Origin of the sequence: Mesorhizobium sp. B2-8-5 (assembly GCF_006440675.2) — a bacterium.
Taxonomy (GTDB): Bacteria; Pseudomonadota; Alphaproteobacteria; order Rhizobiales; family Rhizobiaceae; genus Mesorhizobium.
On record NZ_CP083951.1, the window covers coordinates 4,424,276 to 4,441,162 of the forward strand.

At 63.2% G+C, this 16,887-nt stretch carries 19 protein-coding genes and 3 tRNA genes; 5 read left to right on the forward strand and 17 right to left on the reverse strand.

From position 1 onward, the window contains the following. Positions 1 to 142 precede the first annotated feature (142 nt). From rplL to tuf, 10 genes are all read right to left on the reverse strand, one after another. On the reverse strand, positions 143 to 523 hold the full coding sequence (rplL, locus tag FJ430_RS21535; RefSeq protein WP_059189560.1) for a 50S ribosomal protein L7/L12: 381 nt from the start codon (positions 521 to 523) through the stop codon (positions 143 to 145). Positions 524 to 577: 54 nt separating this feature from the next. Next, positions 578 to 1,096 carry a 50S ribosomal protein L10 gene (gene rplJ / locus FJ430_RS21540; RefSeq protein WP_140545996.1) on the reverse strand — a complete coding sequence of 173 codons (519 nt, stop codon included), beginning with the start codon at positions 1,094 to 1,096 and terminating at the stop codon, positions 578 to 580. Between the two features lie 366 nt (positions 1,097 to 1,462). Continuing rightward, on the reverse strand, positions 1,463 to 2,161 hold the full coding sequence (rplA, locus tag FJ430_RS21545) for a 50S ribosomal protein L1 (protein ID WP_140646978.1): 699 nt from the start codon (positions 2,159 to 2,161) through the stop codon (positions 1,463 to 1,465). Between the two features lie 4 nt (positions 2,162 to 2,165). Then, positions 2,166 to 2,594, reverse strand: a complete 429-nt coding sequence (gene rplK, locus FJ430_RS21550) for a 50S ribosomal protein L11 (RefSeq protein ID WP_095765524.1) — start codon at positions 2,592 to 2,594, stop codon at positions 2,166 to 2,168. A gap of 185 nt (positions 2,595 to 2,779) precedes the next feature. Continuing rightward, entirely contained in the window at positions 2,780 to 3,307 is a 528-nt protein-coding gene (gene nusG, locus FJ430_RS21555) for a transcription termination/antitermination protein NusG (protein WP_140545994.1), read from the reverse strand. 27 nt (positions 3,308 to 3,334) lie between these two features. Next, complete coding sequence (secE, locus tag FJ430_RS21560; protein ID WP_027170383.1) at positions 3,335 to 3,538, reverse strand: preprotein translocase subunit SecE; 204 nt, start codon at positions 3,536 to 3,538, stop codon at positions 3,335 to 3,337. A gap of 348 nt (positions 3,539 to 3,886) precedes the next feature. Further along, positions 3,887 to 3,962 (reverse strand) — tRNA-Trp (locus tag FJ430_RS21565). 138 nt (positions 3,963 to 4,100) lie between these two features. Then, on the reverse strand, positions 4,101 to 4,586 hold the full coding sequence (locus FJ430_RS21570) for a group II truncated hemoglobin (RefSeq protein ID WP_140711221.1): 486 nt from the start codon (positions 4,584 to 4,586) through the stop codon (positions 4,101 to 4,103). A 147-nt stretch (positions 4,587 to 4,733) separates the two neighbouring features. Next, positions 4,734 to 6,377: a hypothetical protein gene (locus FJ430_RS21575; RefSeq protein WP_413467882.1), complete on the reverse strand. Its 1,644-nt coding sequence runs from the start codon at positions 6,375 to 6,377 to the stop codon at positions 4,734 to 4,736. A 175-nt stretch (positions 6,378 to 6,552) separates the two neighbouring features. After that, positions 6,553 to 7,728 carry an elongation factor Tu gene (tuf, locus tag FJ430_RS21580; RefSeq protein ID WP_140646975.1) on the reverse strand — a complete coding sequence of 392 codons (1,176 nt, stop codon included), beginning with the start codon at positions 7,726 to 7,728 and terminating at the stop codon, positions 6,553 to 6,555. Positions 7,729 to 7,956: 228 nt separating this feature from the next. Between tuf and FJ430_RS21585 the strand changes: the two genes are divergently transcribed. Further along, entirely contained in the window at positions 7,957 to 8,844 is an 888-nt protein-coding gene (locus FJ430_RS21585; RefSeq protein ID WP_140707658.1) for a DMT family transporter, read from the forward strand. Between the two features lie 75 nt (positions 8,845 to 8,919). Here FJ430_RS21585 and FJ430_RS21590 read toward each other — a convergent pair whose 3' ends face one another. Continuing rightward, complete coding sequence (locus FJ430_RS21590) at positions 8,920 to 9,177, reverse strand: GlsB/YeaQ/YmgE family stress response membrane protein (protein ID WP_027170387.1); 258 nt, start codon at positions 9,175 to 9,177, stop codon at positions 8,920 to 8,922. A gap of 130 nt (positions 9,178 to 9,307) precedes the next feature. Here FJ430_RS21590 and FJ430_RS21595 point away from each other — a divergent pair, with 130 nt between their 5' ends. Further along, positions 9,308 to 9,763, forward strand: coding sequence for a YidB family protein (locus tag FJ430_RS21595; protein WP_140646973.1), 456 nt, complete (start codon positions 9,308 to 9,310; stop codon positions 9,761 to 9,763). 74 nt (positions 9,764 to 9,837) lie between these two features. Here FJ430_RS21595 and FJ430_RS21600 read toward each other — a convergent pair. Further along, positions 9,838 to 9,911: transfer RNA gene (locus FJ430_RS21600), tRNA-Gly, on the reverse strand. An 87-nt stretch (positions 9,912 to 9,998) separates the two neighbouring features. Beyond that, positions 9,999 to 10,083: transfer RNA gene (locus FJ430_RS21605), tRNA-Tyr, on the reverse strand. Between the two features lie 199 nt (positions 10,084 to 10,282). On the opposite strand from FJ430_RS21605, the gene FJ430_RS21610 reads away from it, so the two are divergent. Then, positions 10,283 to 11,140, forward strand: coding sequence for a TrmH family RNA methyltransferase (locus FJ430_RS21610; RefSeq protein WP_140707656.1), 858 nt, complete (start codon positions 10,283 to 10,285; stop codon positions 11,138 to 11,140). A 117-nt stretch (positions 11,141 to 11,257) separates the two neighbouring features. Here FJ430_RS21610 and FJ430_RS21615 read toward each other — a convergent pair whose 3' ends face one another. From FJ430_RS21615 to gcl, 3 genes are all read right to left on the reverse strand, one after another. Beyond that, the gene (locus FJ430_RS21615; RefSeq protein WP_140707654.1) at positions 11,258 to 12,175 is read right to left on the reverse strand and encodes a 2-hydroxy-3-oxopropionate reductase; all 918 of its coding nucleotides are present in this window, start codon (positions 12,173 to 12,175) and stop codon (positions 11,258 to 11,260) included. Positions 12,176 to 12,282: 107 nt separating this feature from the next. Continuing rightward, positions 12,283 to 13,080, reverse strand: coding sequence for a 2-oxo-tetronate isomerase (gene otnI, locus FJ430_RS21620; protein WP_140707652.1), 798 nt, complete (start codon positions 13,078 to 13,080; stop codon positions 12,283 to 12,285). Between the two features lie 27 nt (positions 13,081 to 13,107). Beyond that, a complete protein-coding gene (gcl, locus tag FJ430_RS21625; protein ID WP_140707650.1) occupies positions 13,108 to 14,889 on the reverse strand; it encodes a glyoxylate carboligase in 1,782 nt (593 codons plus the stop codon). 201 nt (positions 14,890 to 15,090) lie between these two features. Here gcl and bhcR point away from each other — a divergent pair, with 201 nt between their 5' ends. Further along, positions 15,091 to 15,912, forward strand: a complete 822-nt coding sequence (gene bhcR / locus FJ430_RS21630) for an HTH-type transcriptional regulator BhcR (RefSeq protein ID WP_140707648.1) — start codon at positions 15,091 to 15,093, stop codon at positions 15,910 to 15,912. Here bhcR and FJ430_RS21635 read toward each other — a convergent pair whose 3' ends face one another. Beyond that, complete coding sequence (locus tag FJ430_RS21635) at positions 15,913 to 16,272, reverse strand: hypothetical protein (protein ID WP_140646967.1); 360 nt, start codon at positions 16,270 to 16,272, stop codon at positions 15,913 to 15,915. A 200-nt stretch (positions 16,273 to 16,472) separates the two neighbouring features. Here FJ430_RS21635 and FJ430_RS21640 point away from each other — a divergent pair, with 200 nt between their 5' ends. After that, on the forward strand, positions 16,473 to 16,844 hold the full coding sequence (locus FJ430_RS21640; protein ID WP_226891821.1) for a hypothetical protein: 372 nt from the start codon (positions 16,473 to 16,475) through the stop codon (positions 16,842 to 16,844). Positions 16,845 to 16,887 lie beyond the last annotated feature (43 nt).

Here is a 16,887-nt window from a genome sequence, read left to right on the forward strand (position 1 = left end):
TAAAACGGGAGAAAACCCGTTTCCGGAAGGCCGCTTTTCGGCCCTCAGGAAAGAGGTTTTCAAACGCCTCGCGCAACAGAACCCTCCCTTCGTCAAGGGAGGGGGCGGACGGCGCGAGACCGTCCGCCCTCGCCTAACAGGCTTACTTCAGCTCGACCTTGGCGCCAGCTGCTTCCAGCTGAGCCTTGAACTTGTCGGCGTCGGCCTTGGAAACGCCTTCCTTGACCGGCTTCGGAGCCGCTTCGACCAGGTCCTTGGCTTCCTTGAGGCCAAGGCCCGTGATGGCGCGGACTTCCTTGATGACGTTGATCTTCTGGGCGCCGGCATCGGCGAGAACGACGTCGAATTCCGTCTTCTCTTCAGCCGGAGCAGCGGCAGCGGCACCAGCGCCGCCAGCAGCGGCAACCGCCACCGGAGCGGCAGCCGAAACGCCCCACTTCTCTTCCAGGAGCTTCGACAGCTCGGCCGCCTCGAGGACGGTCAGCTTCGAAAGGTCGTCTACGATCTTTGCGAGATCAGCCATTTTTGTATTCCTTCACTAGGTTCGAACGTGTGTTGTTGACAGCGAGGAACGGCCTCATGCCGCCTCGTCCTTCCGGGCGTAAGCGCCGATGACACGCGCGACCGAAGCCGCGGGCGCATTGACGATCTGGGCGATCCGGGTAGCCGGCGTGGCGATCATGCCAACCAGCCTGGCGCGCAGCTCGTCGAGCGACGGTAGTGTGGCGAGTGCCTTCACACCGTCGGCGTCAAGCGAGGTCGTACCCATCGCGCCACCGAGAATGATCAACTTGTCATTCCCCTTGGCGAAATCGGACGCGACCTTCGGCGCCGCAATCGGATCCTCCGAATAAGCGACCAGCGTCTGTCCCTTGAACAGATCGATGATCGATGCGGAGTCCGTGCCCTGAAGAGCGATCTTGGCGAGACGGTTCTTCGCGACTTTGACGGTGCCACCGGCGGCGCGCATCTTCGACCGAAGGTCGTTCATTTGCGCGACGGTGATACCGGCGTAGTGGGCCACGACGACTGAACCAGCGCTTGAAAACGCATCATTCAGGCCCGTGACGAGTTCGCGTTTTTCCGCTCTGTCCACTGCCTATCTCCAGTTGACCCCTGCCCCATTAACGAGGTCAGGCGTCGGGTTGCCTTTTGCCGGCCGGGCCATCCAGTACGGATCTCCCGAACGACGCTCGAGGATCCTGCCCCCTTTCGCCACACCAGCCGGCACGCCGGATAGTGCGCAGACAAAAGGCAAACACGGTTCGAACCTTTCATTGGAGCTTGGCTCCTTTGTCGGGTCTTCACCCGTCTCATGCAGGCCCAAGTGAATTAAGGCTTTTGGGCCGCCTGCAATCTCGGACAGGATATCCGGAAACCTTTCGGCTTCCGGGGTTCCGGGTCGCCGACGGATCGGCGGTCCGGAATTCTTTTGCGATCGGCCTAGCCGATCAGATGACACTTACGACGCGGCGAGCGTCGCGATGTCGAGCTTGAGGCCGGGGCCCATCGTCGAGGTGACCGACACCTTCTTGACGTAGTTGCCCTTGGCGCCCGCGGGCTTGGCCCTGGTCACCGCATCGGCGAAGGCGCGGACATTTTCTTCCAGCGCCTTGACGTCGAACGAGACCTTGCCGACGCCGGCCTGGACGATGCCGGCCTTCTCGACGCGGAACTCGACGGCGCCGCCCTTCGAAGCCTTGACGGCCGCGGCCACATCGGTGGTCACGGTGCCGACCTTCGGGTTCGGCATCATGCCGCGCGGGCCGAGAACCTTGCCCAGACGACCAACCAGCGGCATCATGTCCGGCGTGGCGATGCAGCGATCGAAATCGATCGTGCCCTTCTGGACGATGTCGACAAGGTCCTCGGCGCCAACGATATCGGCGCCGGCGGCCTTGGCTTCCTCGGCCTTGTCGCCACGGGCAAACACCGCGACGCGCACCGAGCGGCCGGTGCCGTTCGGCAAGTTGACCACGCCGCGGACCATCTGGTCGGCATGGCGCGGATCGACGCCGAGGTTCATCGAGATCTCGACGGTCTCGTCGAACTTAACCTTGGACCGATCCTTGAGCAGCTGCAGCGCCTCGGAGAGGGCGTAAGCCTTGTTCGGATCGATGCCTTCGCGGCTCTTGGCAATACGCTTTGCAATCTTTGCCATGATCTTAGCCCACCACTTCCAGGCCCATCGAGCGGGCGGAACCCTCGACCATGCGCATGGCCGCCTCGACGTCGTTTGCGTTCAGGTCCTTCATCTTCTGCTCTGCGATCGCGCGCACCTTGTCGCGGCTGATCGTGCCAGCCTTGACCTTGCCCGGCTCCTTGGAGCCCGACTTCAGGTTGGCTGCCTTCTTCAGGAAATAGCTCACCGGCGGCGTCTTCATGACGAAGGTGAACGACTTGTCCTGGTAGTAGGTGATGACGACCGGGATCGGCGATCCCTTCTCGAGCTCCTGGGTCTGTGCGTTGAACGCCTTGCAGAATTCCATGATGTTGATGCCGCGCTGACCAAGCGCCGGGCCGATCGGGGGCGACGGCGTGGCCGAGCCCGCGGCAACCTGGAGCTTGAGCTGGCCTGCAACTTTCTTAGCCATCTCTATTCCTGCCTTTTCTCATGCCGGCCCCATTCTCGGGCAACGCCGGCGGTTGCAGTCTGGTGGTGCGGTTCCGGCGGCCGGCTGTGCCACCTTCGCCTCCCACCCGTTCATGCGGCGTCTGCCGCCGCTCCCGACGCCTCGCGGCGCGGGTGTACCAACGCCTTCCGGCGCGGGTGTACGGATCAGCCCTTTTCGACCTGTCCGAATTCCAGATCGACGGGCACGGCGCGCCCGAAGATCGAAACTTCCACCTTGAGGCGGGCACGCTCCTCGTCCACTTCCTGGACGACGCCGTTGAACGACGCGAACGGACCGTCCGAAACGCGGATCGCCTCGCCGATCTCGAAGGTGACCGAAGGCTTCGGCCGCTCGACGCCCTCCTGAACCTGGTTCAGGATGCGCTGCGCCTCGGTCTCGGTGATCGGCACGGGCTTGGAGTCGCCCAGGAAACCGGTGACCTTCGGCGTGTTCTTGACCAGCGAGAACACGGCATCGGTCAGATTGGCCTTCAACAGCACATAGCCCGGGAAGAACTTGCGCTCGGCATCGACCTTGCGGCCACGGCGGATCTCGACGACCTTCTCGGTCGGCACGACGATCTGCTCGATATCGCCGGACAGGCCCTTCTGCTTGGCCTTGTTCTCGATGTCCTCGGCGACCTTCTTCTCGAAGTTCGAATAGGCGTGGACGATATACCACCGTGCAGTCATTTCACGACCTCTCCGTAAACCGCCGAATTAATGTCCGAGACCCAGGATCCACTCGATCGCGTAGCCCATCAGAATATCGGCAGCGAAGAAGAACAGCATCGCGATCACCGCGAACACCAGGACCATCACGGTCGAGATCATGGTTTCGCGCCGCGAAGGCCATGTCACCTTGGCCGTCTCCGCGCGAACCTGCTGGAGAAAGGTGAAGGGATTAGTGGTTTTCGAAGCCATGTGCCGCCTGTTTCAAGACCCGTTGGCCGGGCCTCCTGGATGATCCCGCTGACCGGGACGTGCCGCCTGGGCTCTATACGGCGCGAATCAGCGCCGCTATTTCACCCACGCAAATCAGACGCGTAAAGCCGGCTTCCCAGCTCCACGCGTCGCGTGTCTGTCTTGTCTACATAAAACCGATTCTTAATCCACGCAAGTGGCAAGGGTCCGCTTTATGTCCTAACGCCGCCTCGGAACCATCCAGTCGTCCCGTCCCGGCTATGCGGGGCTTATGCCCCAATTCCCATCATATGGCAAGCCACCCGCCGATTTTCAACCGGAAGAGCTTTGTTTTGCCGTTTGGAGAAATGGCACGGGCAGCAGGGCTCGAACCTACGACCTGCGGTTTTGGAGACCGCCGCTCTACCAACTGAGCTATGCCCGTGCATGCGCTTGTTCGGCGCAGGCGCTTCCTAAAAGCTTCCGGGCACTCTGTAAAGAGCACTCGGTAGCGGTTTTGGACCCTTTGCCGGAAATCTGAATTGCATGGCTGCCAGCAATCGATCGCGGGCGCGCCCGCTCTTTAAGATTTCCCGGCCGCCGGCTTATAAGGTCCGCCCGGCACGCCCCAGCCCCAGGCCGGCATCGGCTCGGTCTCGGGATCGCAGGTCTCGCCCAGATTAGAGTTCATCTTCGCCAGCCGCGATCCCCATTCGACATAGCCTATGAAGGCGGAGCGGAATTCGGGGTCGTCCGGCAGGCCGACCTCGTCCGCCGCGTCGGCAAGGAGATTGATCCAGCGGCGGCGCTGTTCCTCGGTCAGGTGCTTGCCAAGGTGATGCATCACCATTTCGCGATGGCCGCCATGTTTCTCGCTGTAGGTCTTCGGCCCGCCAAAGACTTCGCCGATGAAGGCGGCGACATGCGCCGGGTGATCCGGCGACATGTGCCTGAATACCGGCCCGACGACCGGATCCGCAGCCATCTTGTCATAAAAGGTCCGGGTCAGCCGGTTCAGCGCCTCGCCGCCACCGGCCCACGCATATAAAGTCGGGATGTCCTCGCTCATCGCCGCTCCTCCACTGTGTATAAAAGCACGAGCAGGATAGTGGCAGCGCCCTGCCCCGCTCAACCTGCCTCGATGGCCAGTACGCGCTATCTCCTTTGTTTACGCAATTCCGGACGGAAAACCGTAAACACTTTTCCTGGAATTGCTCTACAGCTTCGCTGGCGCCTTCGCCTCGGCATCGGCGGCCGGAAGAACCCGGCAATTGTCCGGCCTGGGCGCGGATCTGCAAATGGTGGCGCCCGTCAGCGCGTCGACCGATTGCGGCCCGGTTGTCAGCCCGAATGTCTTCAGTTCGTCCCGGCTGAGTTCCCTGTGCTTCGCATATTCGGCCGACTGCATGGCGACGAAAAAGCCCGAGCCGACCGCCATCTCGTCGAGGTAGGCCCTGACCTTGTCTTCCATGCCCATGGAATGCACCAGAAAATGCGCACCGGCGCCAACCAGGCGCCGGACGCCGCCGGCGATCATCACCGCGCAAGCCGCGTCGCATTCGGCGCCTGCATCGATGGTGAGCCCGGCATGGAGACCGTCCGCCGCGACGCACCCCACTGCGCCCGGATCGCAATCGAGAAAATCCGTTCGGGCGACTGCGACATCCAACCCGCGCTCGCGGATCAGCCTGCCCGCGGCAAGCGCAGCCTGCACATCTCCACCCGGCGAGTTGATTACGACCGGTAACCGGCGCTCGCGGATCGTATCGAGCAGTTGGCGGAGCTTGTCAGCCGTACCTGCGGCGATCGTGCCTTCCGCCGAAATCCATTCCGGACAATCGGGATTGCAAAGCGGATTGCTGCCGCGAACAAGAACGAAGCGCATCTCCTGTTCGCGGGCCTGCGGCGCCGGCGCGGGAACCGGCGCAATGGGTGAAGGCCCGGCTTCGACGGCCGCGACCGCGGCAGGCACGCCGTTCGCGGGAACCTCGCGACAATTCGCTGGCGCTGGATTGCGCTGGCAGATGGTTCTCTCGGTCAGCAGGTCGAGCGAATCGAGACTGGTGACGAGTTTCATCTCCAGCATGTCTTCGGGCTCGATCTGCCTGATGTCGCTGGCAGGCGTCGCCTTCATCACGCCCAGCACGCCCTGTTCGACACCCATCTCCTTCAAATAGGCCGACAGCCGCTTCTCGACCGTCCTGCTCATCTCATAGGTCTTGTAGCTGCCGGCGTTCTTGCGGCTGACGATCCTGGTGCTGACGATCTTCTTCTTGCCGTTCACGATCCGATAGGTCGTGCGGTAGAGCAGCTTCTCGCGCTGGTAGGTGGTGGTGATCTGATGCACACCGAGATAGGCCCATTCGCCGACCACGCGGCGGATGCCGCCGGCAAACATCAGCGGACAGGCCGAATTGCACATCGCGCCGCTGTCATAAGCGACGCCGGAATAGGGCTGGCCCTTGCGGCCATTGTCCAGGCAGTTCTTCATCCCCGGCGAGCAGCCGGAAAACTCCGTGATGCCGACCGCGATATCGAGCTTGTTCTTGCGGACCATGCGGCCAAGCTGCAGCGCGGCATCGACATTGCCGCCGGGAGAATTGACGACGATCGGCAGTGGCCTTCCGCCGAGCGTCTTCAGCAGACGTCTCAGCTGCGCCGGCGTGCCGGCCTCGATCGTGCCTTCGGCGGAAATCCATTCCGGGCAGTTCGGCTCGCAGCCCGGCGCGCTGCTGCGCACGACGACGAAGCGCATCGCCGGACCGTAGTCCGCGGGCGTTTCCTTTGCGGCGGCGCTGAGCGCGGCCAGCCCTGCGGCAGCGGCCAATCCCAGCCGAAGCAGCCCGCGCCAACACCGCATGGTCTTTGAACGGAATGTCGAAACCACGTCTGGCAAGCCCCTCGGGTACAACCCATACTAGTTGCGGGGACGGGGCTTGCAACAGAATTGAAAAGGGCCGCGCGATGCCACTCCAAAGCAAAAGGGCGGCCCGAAGACCGCCCTTTCCGTGTCGAACCGGCAAGTGCCGGATCGATTATTCCTTGATGGTGACGACGATGCCGGCACCGACAGTGCGGCCGCCTTCACGGATGGCGAAGCGCAGCTTCTCTTCCATGGCGATCGGCACGATCAGCTCGACGTCGACGGTGATGTTGTCGCCGGGCATCACCATCTCGGTGCCGGCCGGCAGCGTCACGATGCCCGTCACGTCCGTCGTGCGGAAGTAGAACTGCGGACGGTAGTTGGTGAAGAACGGCGTGTGACGGCCGCCCTCGTCCTTGGTCAGGATGTAGGCTTCGGCAACGAACTTCTTGTGCGGCTTCACCGTGCCGGGCTTGGCCAGAACCTGGCCGCGCTCCACACCTTCACGGTCGACGCCGCGCAAGAGCGCGCCGATGTTGTCGCCGGCCTGGCCCTGGTCGAGCAGCTTGCGGAACATTTCCACGCCCGTGCAGGTCGTCTTGGTGGTCGGACGGATGCCGACGATCTCCAGTTCCTCACCGACCTTGACGATGCCGCGCTCGACGCGGCCGGTCACCACCGTGCCGCGGCCCGAGATCGAGAACACGTCCTCGATCGGCATCAGGAACGGCTTGTCAAGCGGACGAACCGGTGTCGGGATGTAGGCGTCGACCTGGGCCATCAGCTCGCGGATGGCGTCCTCGCCGATGGTCTTGTTGGAATCTTCCAACGCAGCCAGCGCCGAGCCCTTGACGATCGGAATGTCGTCGCCGGGGAACTCGTTCTTCGACAGAAGCTCGCGAACCTCGAGCTCGACCAGTTCCAGAAGCTCGGCGTCGTCGACCTGGTCGACCTTGTTCAGGAACACAACGATCGAGGGAACGCCGACCTGGCGGGCAAGCAGGATGTGCTCGCGGGTCTGCGGCATCGGGCCGTCGGCCGCCGACACGACCAGGATCGCGCCGTCCATCTGCGCGGCACCGGTGATCATGTTCTTCACATAGTCGGCGTGGCCGGGGCAGTCGACATGGGCATAGTGACGGTTGGCCGTCTCATACTCGACATGCGCCGTCGAGATCGTGATGCCGCGCGCCTTCTCTTCCGGCGCCGCGTCGATCTGGTCATAGCGCTTGTATTCGCCAAAATACTTCGTGATCGCCGCCGTCAGCGACGTCTTGCCATGATCGACGTGGCCGATCGTGCCAATGTTCACATGCGGCTTGGTGCGCTCGAATTTACCTTTTGCCATAGTCTCTTTCCTTGGACGGCCTTGACCTTCAGTTCAGTCGAATGCGGGGCGATTAGCGACAACGGCCGAAAAACACAAGTGCCTTGTGGCTGAGCGGATTCCCGCTCGACCCGAACCAACGGTCGATTTCAGTGGGATATGGCGCGGATATAGGGGCGCCGCGCGTAAAATCAAAGGCTCCGGGCTGGCCCATTGCCGCCGGCGCGCCGCTCTGATCTTGTTCGCCGGATGCAGTTCATTCCAGCAAACATCCGCGGTCCGCTGTTCATGACCGTCTCGACGGGGTCCTACCTCGTCAACGACACGATGATGAAGCTCGCGACCGCCGGACTGCCGCCCTATGAAGTGCTCCTTCTGCGCGGCGCGGCCGCCACGCTGTGGGGCGTGCCGCTGCTTCTGATGCTTGGCTACGCAAGGCAGATCCCGCTGCTCTTCGAGCGCAAGGTGCTGCGCCGCAACCTGTTCGAGCTTCTGGCGATCCTCTGCTATGTCGTCGCCTTGGCCAACATGCAGATCGCGGATTCCACCGCGCTCGGGCAGGTCACGCCGCTCATCGTGCTGGTCGGCTCCTCGATGCTGTTCGGCGAAAAGATCGGCGCCACGCGCATGGCGCTGATCGGCCTTGGCTTTGTCGGAGCGCTCATGGTGGCGCAGCCGACCATGCAAGGCATTTCGGTCTATGCGCTGCTCGCGCTCGGCAACGCCGCCTTCGCGGCGGTGCGCGACCTTGCCGGGCGCAAGGTGGACGCCGAGGTGCCGGGCATGATCGTCGCCATCTCGGCTATCGTGGTGGTGCTGGTCGGCTCAGGCGCGGCGCATCTCGTCTCCGAGCAATGGGTGATGCCGGAAGGACATCATCTGCTCCTGATCGCCGGCGCCGGCCTGTTCCTGATCTTCGGCCATTTCTTCATCTTCATGGCCTACCGGGTCGGGCCGACAAGCGCGGTCGCGCCCTTCTATTACTGCTTCACCGTCTGGGCGGTTATTTCGGGACTGCTGGTGTTCGGCCAGTTTCCCAACGCGCTCGCCGTCTGCGGCATCCTGCTGGTGATGGCCAGCGGCCTCGCCATCGTCTCGCTCGACGAAAGAAAACGCCGGCTGGCGATGGTCGCCTGACGACACGAGTCCAACCAAGGTCGACCCGGAATGGGTCGACCTTCAGCAGCCGGTCAAATGCGGCTTTGCTTGCCTCTACAGCGTGCGCTTGCCGGAAATCTGGTGATAGGCCCAGAGCACGACGACCGAGCCGATCACAGCGACGATCAAGCTCCAGATGTTGAGGCCGGTGACGCCCGACGCGCCGAACGCGCTGAAGATAACGCCGCCGACAATGGCGCCGACGATGCCGAGCACGATATCCATGATCATGCCCTGACCGGTCTTGTTGACGATCTTGCTGCCGATGAAGCCGGCAACGATGCCCAGAATGATCCAGCTGATAATGCCCATAATTTCCCTCCAAATTTCCCCGCCGCGCCATCATGGTCATATGATTGTCAAAAGCTCAAGACAGCTTGAAATTCCGTCCGTTTGCGCCATTGTGGGGCCGGGCGGACTTGGCTGGACAAGGAGATCCACTATGGGCCTTTTCGACAACGCCGTTCCGGGCGGCAATATCACCAAACCCCTGATGATCGCGCTCGGCGCGCTTTTGGTCGGCAAGATGCTGAGCGGCAGAAGCGAAGAGGCGGCCACGCCGCAAGCGCCGGCGCCGACGCCCGCGGGAACCGACGCGTCCGCCGATGGCGGCCTGCTCGGCGGTCTCGGCGGCCTGCTCGACAAGCTGAAGAATGCCGGCCATGGCAACGTCGCCGACTCGTGGGTCGGCACCGGCCAGAACCAGTCGATCAACCCGGGCGATCTCGGCTCGGCGCTCGGCCCGGCGGTGATCCGCGAAATCGCGCAGCGCACCGGTATGAACGAGCAGGAACTGCTGCAGCAGCTCTCCACGGCGCTGCCCGGCATCGTCGACAAGCTGACGCCGAACGGCCAGGTGCCGCAGAACCATCAGGTCGCCTCGGCCTTCAACAGCTAAACGGCTGGATAAGATGGAAACGCTGCGTGCCACGGCGCGCGGCGTTTTCTTTGGGGGATGCGAGGAGGAAAATCTGGAGCGGGTAGCGGGAATCGAACCCGCATATTCAGCTTGGAAGGCTGCTGCTCTACCACTGAGCTATACCCGCGCCCTGCACTGAGGTACCGGATTCACCCGAAAAGCGCCATGCACTTTCGGTCCGAGACTTTTCGTTTCAGGGCTTCCGGGCCGGCAGTGGTGGAGAGGGTTGGATTCGAACCAACGTAGGCTAAGCCAACGGATTTACAGTCCGTCCCCTTTAACCACTCGGGCACCTCTCCAGTCTGCCGCCGGAGCCATGCAACGAGGCATTTTCGCCGATCCGAAGCCCGAGTAAGATCTTCTCCGAAATCAGCGAAGCGCCTTATGGCGGCAAGGCCGGTGGGTGTCAACCGGCGCGGCGAGGGTTTTTCGAGGATGTCCGGCATTCATGTCTTCAGCCCATATCCTTAGCCGGACGGGACGGCTATAGAAGCCGCCATGAGCGACGATAAAAGCAACAAACCCGGCACGCGCAAGGACACCCACTACGCCAAGCTGAGGCGCGCGCACCGCGACCAGAAAGCGGGCGGGCCGCCGGCATTCCGGCCGCGCCAGCCGATGCAGCCGGGCGACGCGCCCGCCGACGGACTGGTGCGGCTTTACGGCCTGCACACGGTGCGGGCCGCGCTCGACAATCCGCGCCGCAGGATCAGGCAGATGCTGGTGACCCGCAACGCAGCCGAGCGGCTTTCGATCGACGACCTTGCCGCCCTGCCCTTCAAGGCCGAGCTGGTCGAACCGAAGGACATCGACAGGATCACCGGGTCCGACGCCGTGCACCAGGGCGTGCTGATCGAGGCGGAGCCGCTCAAGGCCAAGCGCCTCGACGCGCTCGGCGACACAAAGCTGGTGCTGGTGCTGGACCAGGTGACGGACCCGCACAATGTCGGCGCGATCCTGCGCTCCGCGGTCGCCTTCGGCGCCGGCGCGCTGATCACAACCGCCCGCCACAGCCCGCAGGAATCCGGCGTGCTGGCCAAATCCGCCTCCGGCGCGCTGGAGCATATCGACCAGATCGAGGTGAAGAACCTCGCCGATGCGCTGGGTCAGTTGCACGAGGCCGGCTTCCAGACCATCGGACTCGATTCCGAAGGGCCGGCAGAGCTGGAAAAGACCTTCGACGGCGAAAAGATCGCGCTGGTGCTGGGCGCCGAAGGCAAGGGCCTGCGCCAGAAGACCCGAGAGACGGTCGCCGCGCTCGCTCGCCTCGACATGCCGGGCGCCATCCACTCGCTCAACGTATCGAACGCGGCAGCGATCAGCCTCTATGCGGCAAACGTATTCCTGAAGCGCTGAGCGCGCCTCGAGGCCGGGGCATCGAAGCGAAAACGGGTCCCAGCGACGACGCAGGAACCCGTTCTCTGACAGGAAAAGAGCAGGCGGCGTGGGAACGTTGAGCCGCCCGCTCCTGACCTAAGCCGCCTTGCCCTTGGCTTGCGTTGCTTCCGCGCCAACCTCATGCGCCGCCATCCGCTCCAGCGCCCTGACCAGCGCCGAGTGATCTTCGCTGGACCCGCCATTGGCGGCGCAGGAATTGAACAGCTGCTGTGTCGTTGAAGTGTTGGGCAGCGACACGCCCAGCGCCTTGGCGCCTTCCAACGCCAGATTGAGGTCCTTCTGGTGCAGTTCGATGCGGAAGCCCGGCGCGAAGGTGCGCTTGATCATGCGCTCGCCATGCACTTCGAGGATGCGCGAAGCGGCGAGCCCGCCCATCAGCGCCTGCCTGACCTTGGCCGGATCGGCGCCGGCTTTGGAGGCAAAGACAAGAGCCTCGCCGACGGCTTCGATGGTGAGCGCCACGACGATCTGGTTGGCGACCTTGGTGGTCTGGCCGACACCGTTCGGGCCGACCAGCGTGATGTTCTTGCCCATCTTCTCGAACACCGGCCTGGCGCGTTCGAATGGCTCTTCCTCGCCGCCGACCATGATGGTCAGCGACGCCGCCTTGGCGCCGACCTCGCCGCCAGATACCGGCGCGTCGAGGTAATCGCAGCCGAGCTCATTGATCTTTTTCGCGAATTCCTTGGTCGCGATCGGCGAGATCGAGCTCATATCGATGACGAGCTTGCCCTTCGACAGACCGGAGGCAACGCCGTTCTCGCTAAACAGCACGTCGGCGACCTGCGGGGTGTCAGGCACCATGGTAACGATGATGTCGGCGGCCTTGGCCACCGCATTGTGGCCGGAAACGGTCTTCAGGCCCTTGGCCAAGAGATCGGCCGGCGGCTTGGAGCGGTGATCGCTGGCAATGACCCTGTAGCCGGCGTCGAGAATGTGCCCCGCCATCGGCGCGCCCATGATGCCGAGACCGATGAAACCGATGGTTTCCATGAAAGTTCTCCGTCGTGTTTGTCGAGGTCGCGTTCCTTCGCGCCCCTCTCTGGCCTGCCGGCCATCTCCCCCACGAGGGGGGAGATCAGCTGTTTCATCGCCGGCTCTTAAGCCGCGGCGCTTCCCTGCCCGGCGAATTCGCGGAACCAACCGAGCCCGGATTCCGTGCCGGCCTTCGGCTTGTACTCGGCGCCGATCCAGCCGGAATAGCCGAGGCGGTCGATGTGGTCGTAGAGGAAAGGATAGTTGATCTCGCCCGTCCCCGGCTCGTGACGGCCGGGATTGTCCGCAAGCTGGATATGCGCGATGCGGCCGAGGTTCGCCTCGATGGTACGGGCGAGATCCCCCTCCATGATCTGCATGTGATAGATGTCGTATTGCAGGAAGATATTCTTCGAGCCGATGCGGTCCATCAGCGCCAGCGCTTGGTCGCTGAAGTTGAGGAAGAAGCCCGGTATGTCGCGGGTGTTGATCGGCTCGATCAGCAGCCTGATCCCGGCCTGCTCCAGCTTCTCGGCCGCGAAGGCGAGATTGTCGGCAAAGACATTCTCCAACACCGTGCGGTCAGCCCCCTGCGGCGCGATGCCGGCCAGGCAGTTGATCTGCTCGCAGCCCAGCGCATGGGCGTAGCTGATCGCCTTGGCGACGCCCTGGCGGAATTCCGGCACGCGGTCCGGCAGCACGGCAATGCCGCGCTCGCCCTTCGCCCAGTCGCCGGTCGGCAGGTTGAAGAGAACCTGGCTGAGGCCGTTCTTCTTCAGGCAAGCCGCGACGACGTCCGGCGCATGATCATAGGGGCCGATATATTCGACGCCCTTGAAGCCGGCGCGGGCCGCGGCGTCGAAACGGTCGAGGAACTCATGCTCGCCGAAGAGCATCGAAAGATTGGCTGAAAAACGCGGCATGCTTTTTCTCCTTCGCCCGCCTGAAACTCAATCCAACATCATGATGGCCGTCGGCGCATCCTCGTTGCGTTCGGCAAGTTCCTCGAATTCGGTGATCTTGTCGATTTCCGTGCCCATGGAAATGTTGGTGACGCGCTCGAGGATGAATTCGAGGACGACCGGAACCTGGTGCTCCTTCATCAGCCGCTGCGCTTCCTTGAAGGCGCCGGCGAATTCCTCGGGCTTCTTCACGCGGACCGCCTTGCAGCCCATCGCCTCGGCGACCGCGACATGGTCGACGCCGTAGCCCGCCTCCGGATCGCCTGCACGGTTGACGTTCTCGAAGGCGAGGCTCACCTCGTAGTCCATCGAAAAACCCCGCTGCGCCTGGCGGATCAGGCCGAGATAGGCGTTGTTCACGACGACGTGGATGTAGGGCAGCTTGTGCTGCGCGCCGACGGCCAGTTCCTCGATCATGAACTGGAAGTCGTAATCGCCGGAGAGCGCGACGATGTCGCGGTCCGGATCGGCGGCGCGCACGCCAAGTGCCGCCGGCAGCGTCCAGCCGAGCGGGCCGGCCTGGCCGCAATTGATCCAGTTGCGCGGCTTGTAGACGTGCAGGAACTGCGCGCCGGCGATCTGCGACAGGCCGATCGTGGTGACATAAGTGGTGTCGCGGGCGAACGCCTTGTTCATTTCCTCATAGACGCGCTGCGGCTTCAGCGGCACCTGCTCGAAATGCGTCTTGCGCTTCATCGTCTTCTTGCGCTGCTGGCACTCCTTGGCCCAGCCCGACCAGTCGCGCAGCTTGCCGGCGGTGCGCCATTCGGTGGCGACGTCGAGCAGGATCTTCAGCGCGGCGCCCGCATCCGAGACGAGGCCGAGATCCGGCGCGAAGACGCGGCCGATCTGGGTGGGTTCGATGTCGACATGGATGAATTTCTTGCCCTTGGTGTAGACGTCGACCGAGCCGGTGTGGCGGTTGGCCCAGCGGTTGCCGATACCGAAGACGAAGTCGGACGCCAGCATCGTCGCGTTGCCGTAGCGGTGAGAGGTCTGCAGGCCGCACATGCCGGCCATCAGCCGATGGTCGTCGGGGATCGCGCCCCAGCCCATCAGCGTCGGGATGACCGGCACGCCGGTGACTTCGGCGAACTCGATCAAAAGATCGGAAGCGTCGGCGTTGATGATGCCGCCTCCGGCGACGATCAGCGGCTTTTCCGCTTCGTTGAGCATCGAAAGCGCCTTTTCGGCCTGGGTGCGCGTCATCGCCGGCTTGAACGGAGCGAGCGGCTCATAGGCGTCGATGTCGAATTCGATTTCGGCAAGCTGCACGTCGACCGGCAGGTCGACCAGCACCGGCCCGGGCCGCGAGGAGCGCATCAGGTGGAACGCCTTCTGCAACGCCATCGGCACCAGATACGGCTCCATGACGGTGACCGCCCATTTGGCGACGGGTGCTGCGATCGAAGCGATGTCGACGGCCTGGAAATCCTCCTTGTTGAGACGGGCGCGCGGCGCCTGGCCGGTGATGCAGAGGATCGGGATCGAATCCGCCGAGGCCGAATAGAGGCCGGTGATCATGTCGGTGCCGGCCGGACCGGAGGTGCCGATGCACAGCCCGATATTGCCGGCCTTGGCGCGCGTATAGCCTTCGGCCATATGCGAAGCGCCCTCGACATGGCGGGCGAGCACGTGGCGTATGGTGCCGCGCGCCTTCAGTGCCGAATAGAGCGGGTTGATCGCCGCGCCGGGCACGCCGAAGGCATTGGTGATGCCTTCCTTTTCGAGAACGAGGACCGCTGCGTCGACAGCACGCATCCTGGCCATGACAAGCCTCCATTTCGTTGGTTGGCTTGACAATGCCAGTGCGCCTTCGATTTTTCAATTTTTTCAGAATATTTTTTCATTTCTAGAAAACCCCTCTTGTTAGCTGATTTTATTTTGTTTTTCGTTTTCCAGAAAATCCACCGCGACGATCACTGAAAAACTTTTTCATTGCATCCGGCGGCAAATCGGCGAGAATGACGCATGGAAACGACGGAAAAACGCCAGCGCGGCCGGCCGCGCGCCTTCAACGGCCCATCCGAAACGGCGTCGGTGCAGTCGCTCGACCGGGCGCTGCGGATCCTCGCGATTGTCGCCGAGGCCAGCGGGCTGTCGCTCAGCGAAATCGCGGCGCAAAGCGGCATTGCCGCCTCCACCGCCTATCGCATGCTGACGACACTGGAAAACCACGGCATGGTCGAGTTCGATACGACCGACCAGCTCTGGTCGGTCGGCGTTGAGACCTACCGCATGGGCGCGGCCTTCCTGCGCCGGCGCAAGCTCGTCGACCGCGCCCGCATCGTCATGCAGGAACTCATGGAAAAGACCGGCGAAACGGCCAATCTCGGCGTCGCCGAGGACGATTGCGTCGTCTTCGTCAGCCAGGTCGAGACGCACCAGGCGATCCGCGCCTTCTTCCGGCCGGGCACGCGCAGCCCCTTCCATGCTTCCGGAATCGGCAAGGCGGTGCTGGCGCATCTCGAGCCGGAACGGGTCGCGGCCATCCTGCGCAAGGCGGGCCTGCAGCGCTATACCGACAAGACGCTGTCCGACATTTCGGCGCTGGCGCATGACCTCGCGACCATCAAGCGTCGCGGCTGGTCGGTCGACGACGAGGAACGCCATCCCGGCATGCGCTGCGTGGCCGCCGCCATCTTCAACGAGTATGGCGAGCCGATCGGCGGCGTTTCGGTGTCCGGGCCAACGGTGCGGGTCACGCCCGAGCGACTGGCCGAGATCGGTCCGCTGGTGCGCGACGCCGCGGTCGAAGTGACGAAGATGATCGGCGGCGGCAAAGCGTTCTGACTAGGAAGCGCCCGGCAAAGCGCTCTTGGCCGATATGTCGAAGAAATCGAGCAGGATGGCCAGGCCGACGCCACAGGCCGCCAAGATGAGGCCGGCGATGAATATGCGACTGGCGCGGTCATGAATGCTTCGCTGCAGGGATTTGATGTCGAGCAGAATGGCCAGAGCCCGGATCTGCAGCGCAATGCCGACCAGGATCGGCAGGACGGCAATCAGATGGTAGGTCTGCCATGGGATCGGGTTGGCCGCCCAATGGGTGATGAAGCCTAGCGAGAACGCCAGCAGAATGCCGACGATGGTGATGGTGCCGTTGCGGAAAACCGGTTCGACCCGTTCTTCCTTGGGATCCTGATTGTCCAAGCCACCCTCCCCTCGATTGGCGTCCAAGCCAGACTAGACGCTTGCAAAATCGCTGTACATCGGTGGTTGCTGCGCAAGAGCCGGCCGGCCACTGCCGAGCCGGACGCAGGGCTGTCTTGCCGCGGCGTTTGAATGCATGCGAAAGGGCATGGATGCGGAAAACAGCTTATCTCCTATCCGCCGCCTCGCTTTGCGGATGCGTGGCGACGACACCGCCGCCGACAGCACCCGTCGGCAGCCCTAGCAGCAAACCACAGGTCGATCCTATTCCGATTTCACTGGCCCTGGAGGAGATCATCACCGCCGGCGTCCGCCAGCACCTGAAAAGCCCTCTCGCCGCAAAGTTCGGAACGATGCTTGCCGGAGAGCGCACGCTGAACGGCCGCGACGAGACCGTGGTGTGCGGCTATGTCGACGACAAGGGCTCTCCTGGCGGCAGCGAACCGTTCATCGGCAAGATTTATCCCGATGCCGGAAACAGCTTTGAACTCGTCGCGATAAACGACGCTTCAGTCAGCGGCGCCTGCCGCATGGCGGGATTGGCGTTGCCCGAGCTGAAACCCAATTCCTAAGAACGCTGTCCGCCTCAAACCAAACGGGCGGATGCGTAGTGCT

Coding starts and splice junctions, on each gene's coding strand:
- FJ430_RS21610 (WP_140707656.1), top strand. CDS start 10,283: ATGAGCGACGATAAAAGCAACAAACCCGGCACGCGCAAGGACACCCAC.
- otnI (WP_140707652.1), bottom strand. CDS start 13,080: ATGCCGCGTTTTTCAGCCAATCTTTCGATGCTCTTCGGCGAGCATGAG.
- tuf (WP_140646975.1), bottom strand. CDS start 7,728: ATGGCAAAAGGTAAATTCGAGCGCACCAAGCCGCATGTGAACATTGGC.
- rplA (WP_140646978.1), bottom strand. CDS start 2,161: ATGGCAAAGATTGCAAAGCGTATTGCCAAGAGCCGCGAAGGCATCGAT.
- gcl (WP_140707650.1), bottom strand. CDS start 14,889: ATGGCCAGGATGCGTGCTGTCGACGCAGCGGTCCTCGTTCTCGAAAAG.
- rplK (WP_095765524.1), bottom strand. CDS start 2,594: ATGGCTAAGAAAGTTGCAGGCCAGCTCAAGCTCCAGGTTGCCGCGGGC.
- bhcR (WP_140707648.1), top strand. CDS start 15,091: ATGGAAACGACGGAAAAACGCCAGCGCGGCCGGCCGCGCGCCTTCAAC.
- FJ430_RS21615 (WP_140707654.1), bottom strand. CDS start 12,175: ATGGAAACCATCGGTTTCATCGGTCTCGGCATCATGGGCGCGCCGATG.
- FJ430_RS21575 (WP_413467882.1), bottom strand. CDS start 6,377: ATGCGGTGTTGGCGCGGGCTGCTTCGGCTGGGATTGGCCGCTGCCGCA.
- FJ430_RS21590 (WP_027170387.1), bottom strand. CDS start 9,177: ATGGGCATTATCAGCTGGATCATTCTGGGCATCGTTGCCGGCTTCATC.
- nusG (WP_140545994.1), bottom strand. CDS start 3,307: ATGACTGCACGGTGGTATATCGTCCACGCCTATTCGAACTTCGAGAAG.
- FJ430_RS21585 (WP_140707658.1), top strand. CDS start 7,957: ATGCAGTTCATTCCAGCAAACATCCGCGGTCCGCTGTTCATGACCGTC.
- FJ430_RS21595 (WP_140646973.1), top strand. CDS start 9,308: ATGGGCCTTTTCGACAACGCCGTTCCGGGCGGCAATATCACCAAACCC.
- FJ430_RS21570 (WP_140711221.1), bottom strand. CDS start 4,586: ATGAGCGAGGACATCCCGACTTTATATGCGTGGGCCGGTGGCGGCGAG.
- secE (WP_027170383.1), bottom strand. CDS start 3,538: ATGGCTTCGAAAACCACTAATCCCTTCACCTTTCTCCAGCAGGTTCGC.
- rplL (WP_059189560.1), bottom strand. CDS start 523: ATGGCTGATCTCGCAAAGATCGTAGACGACCTTTCGAAGCTGACCGTC.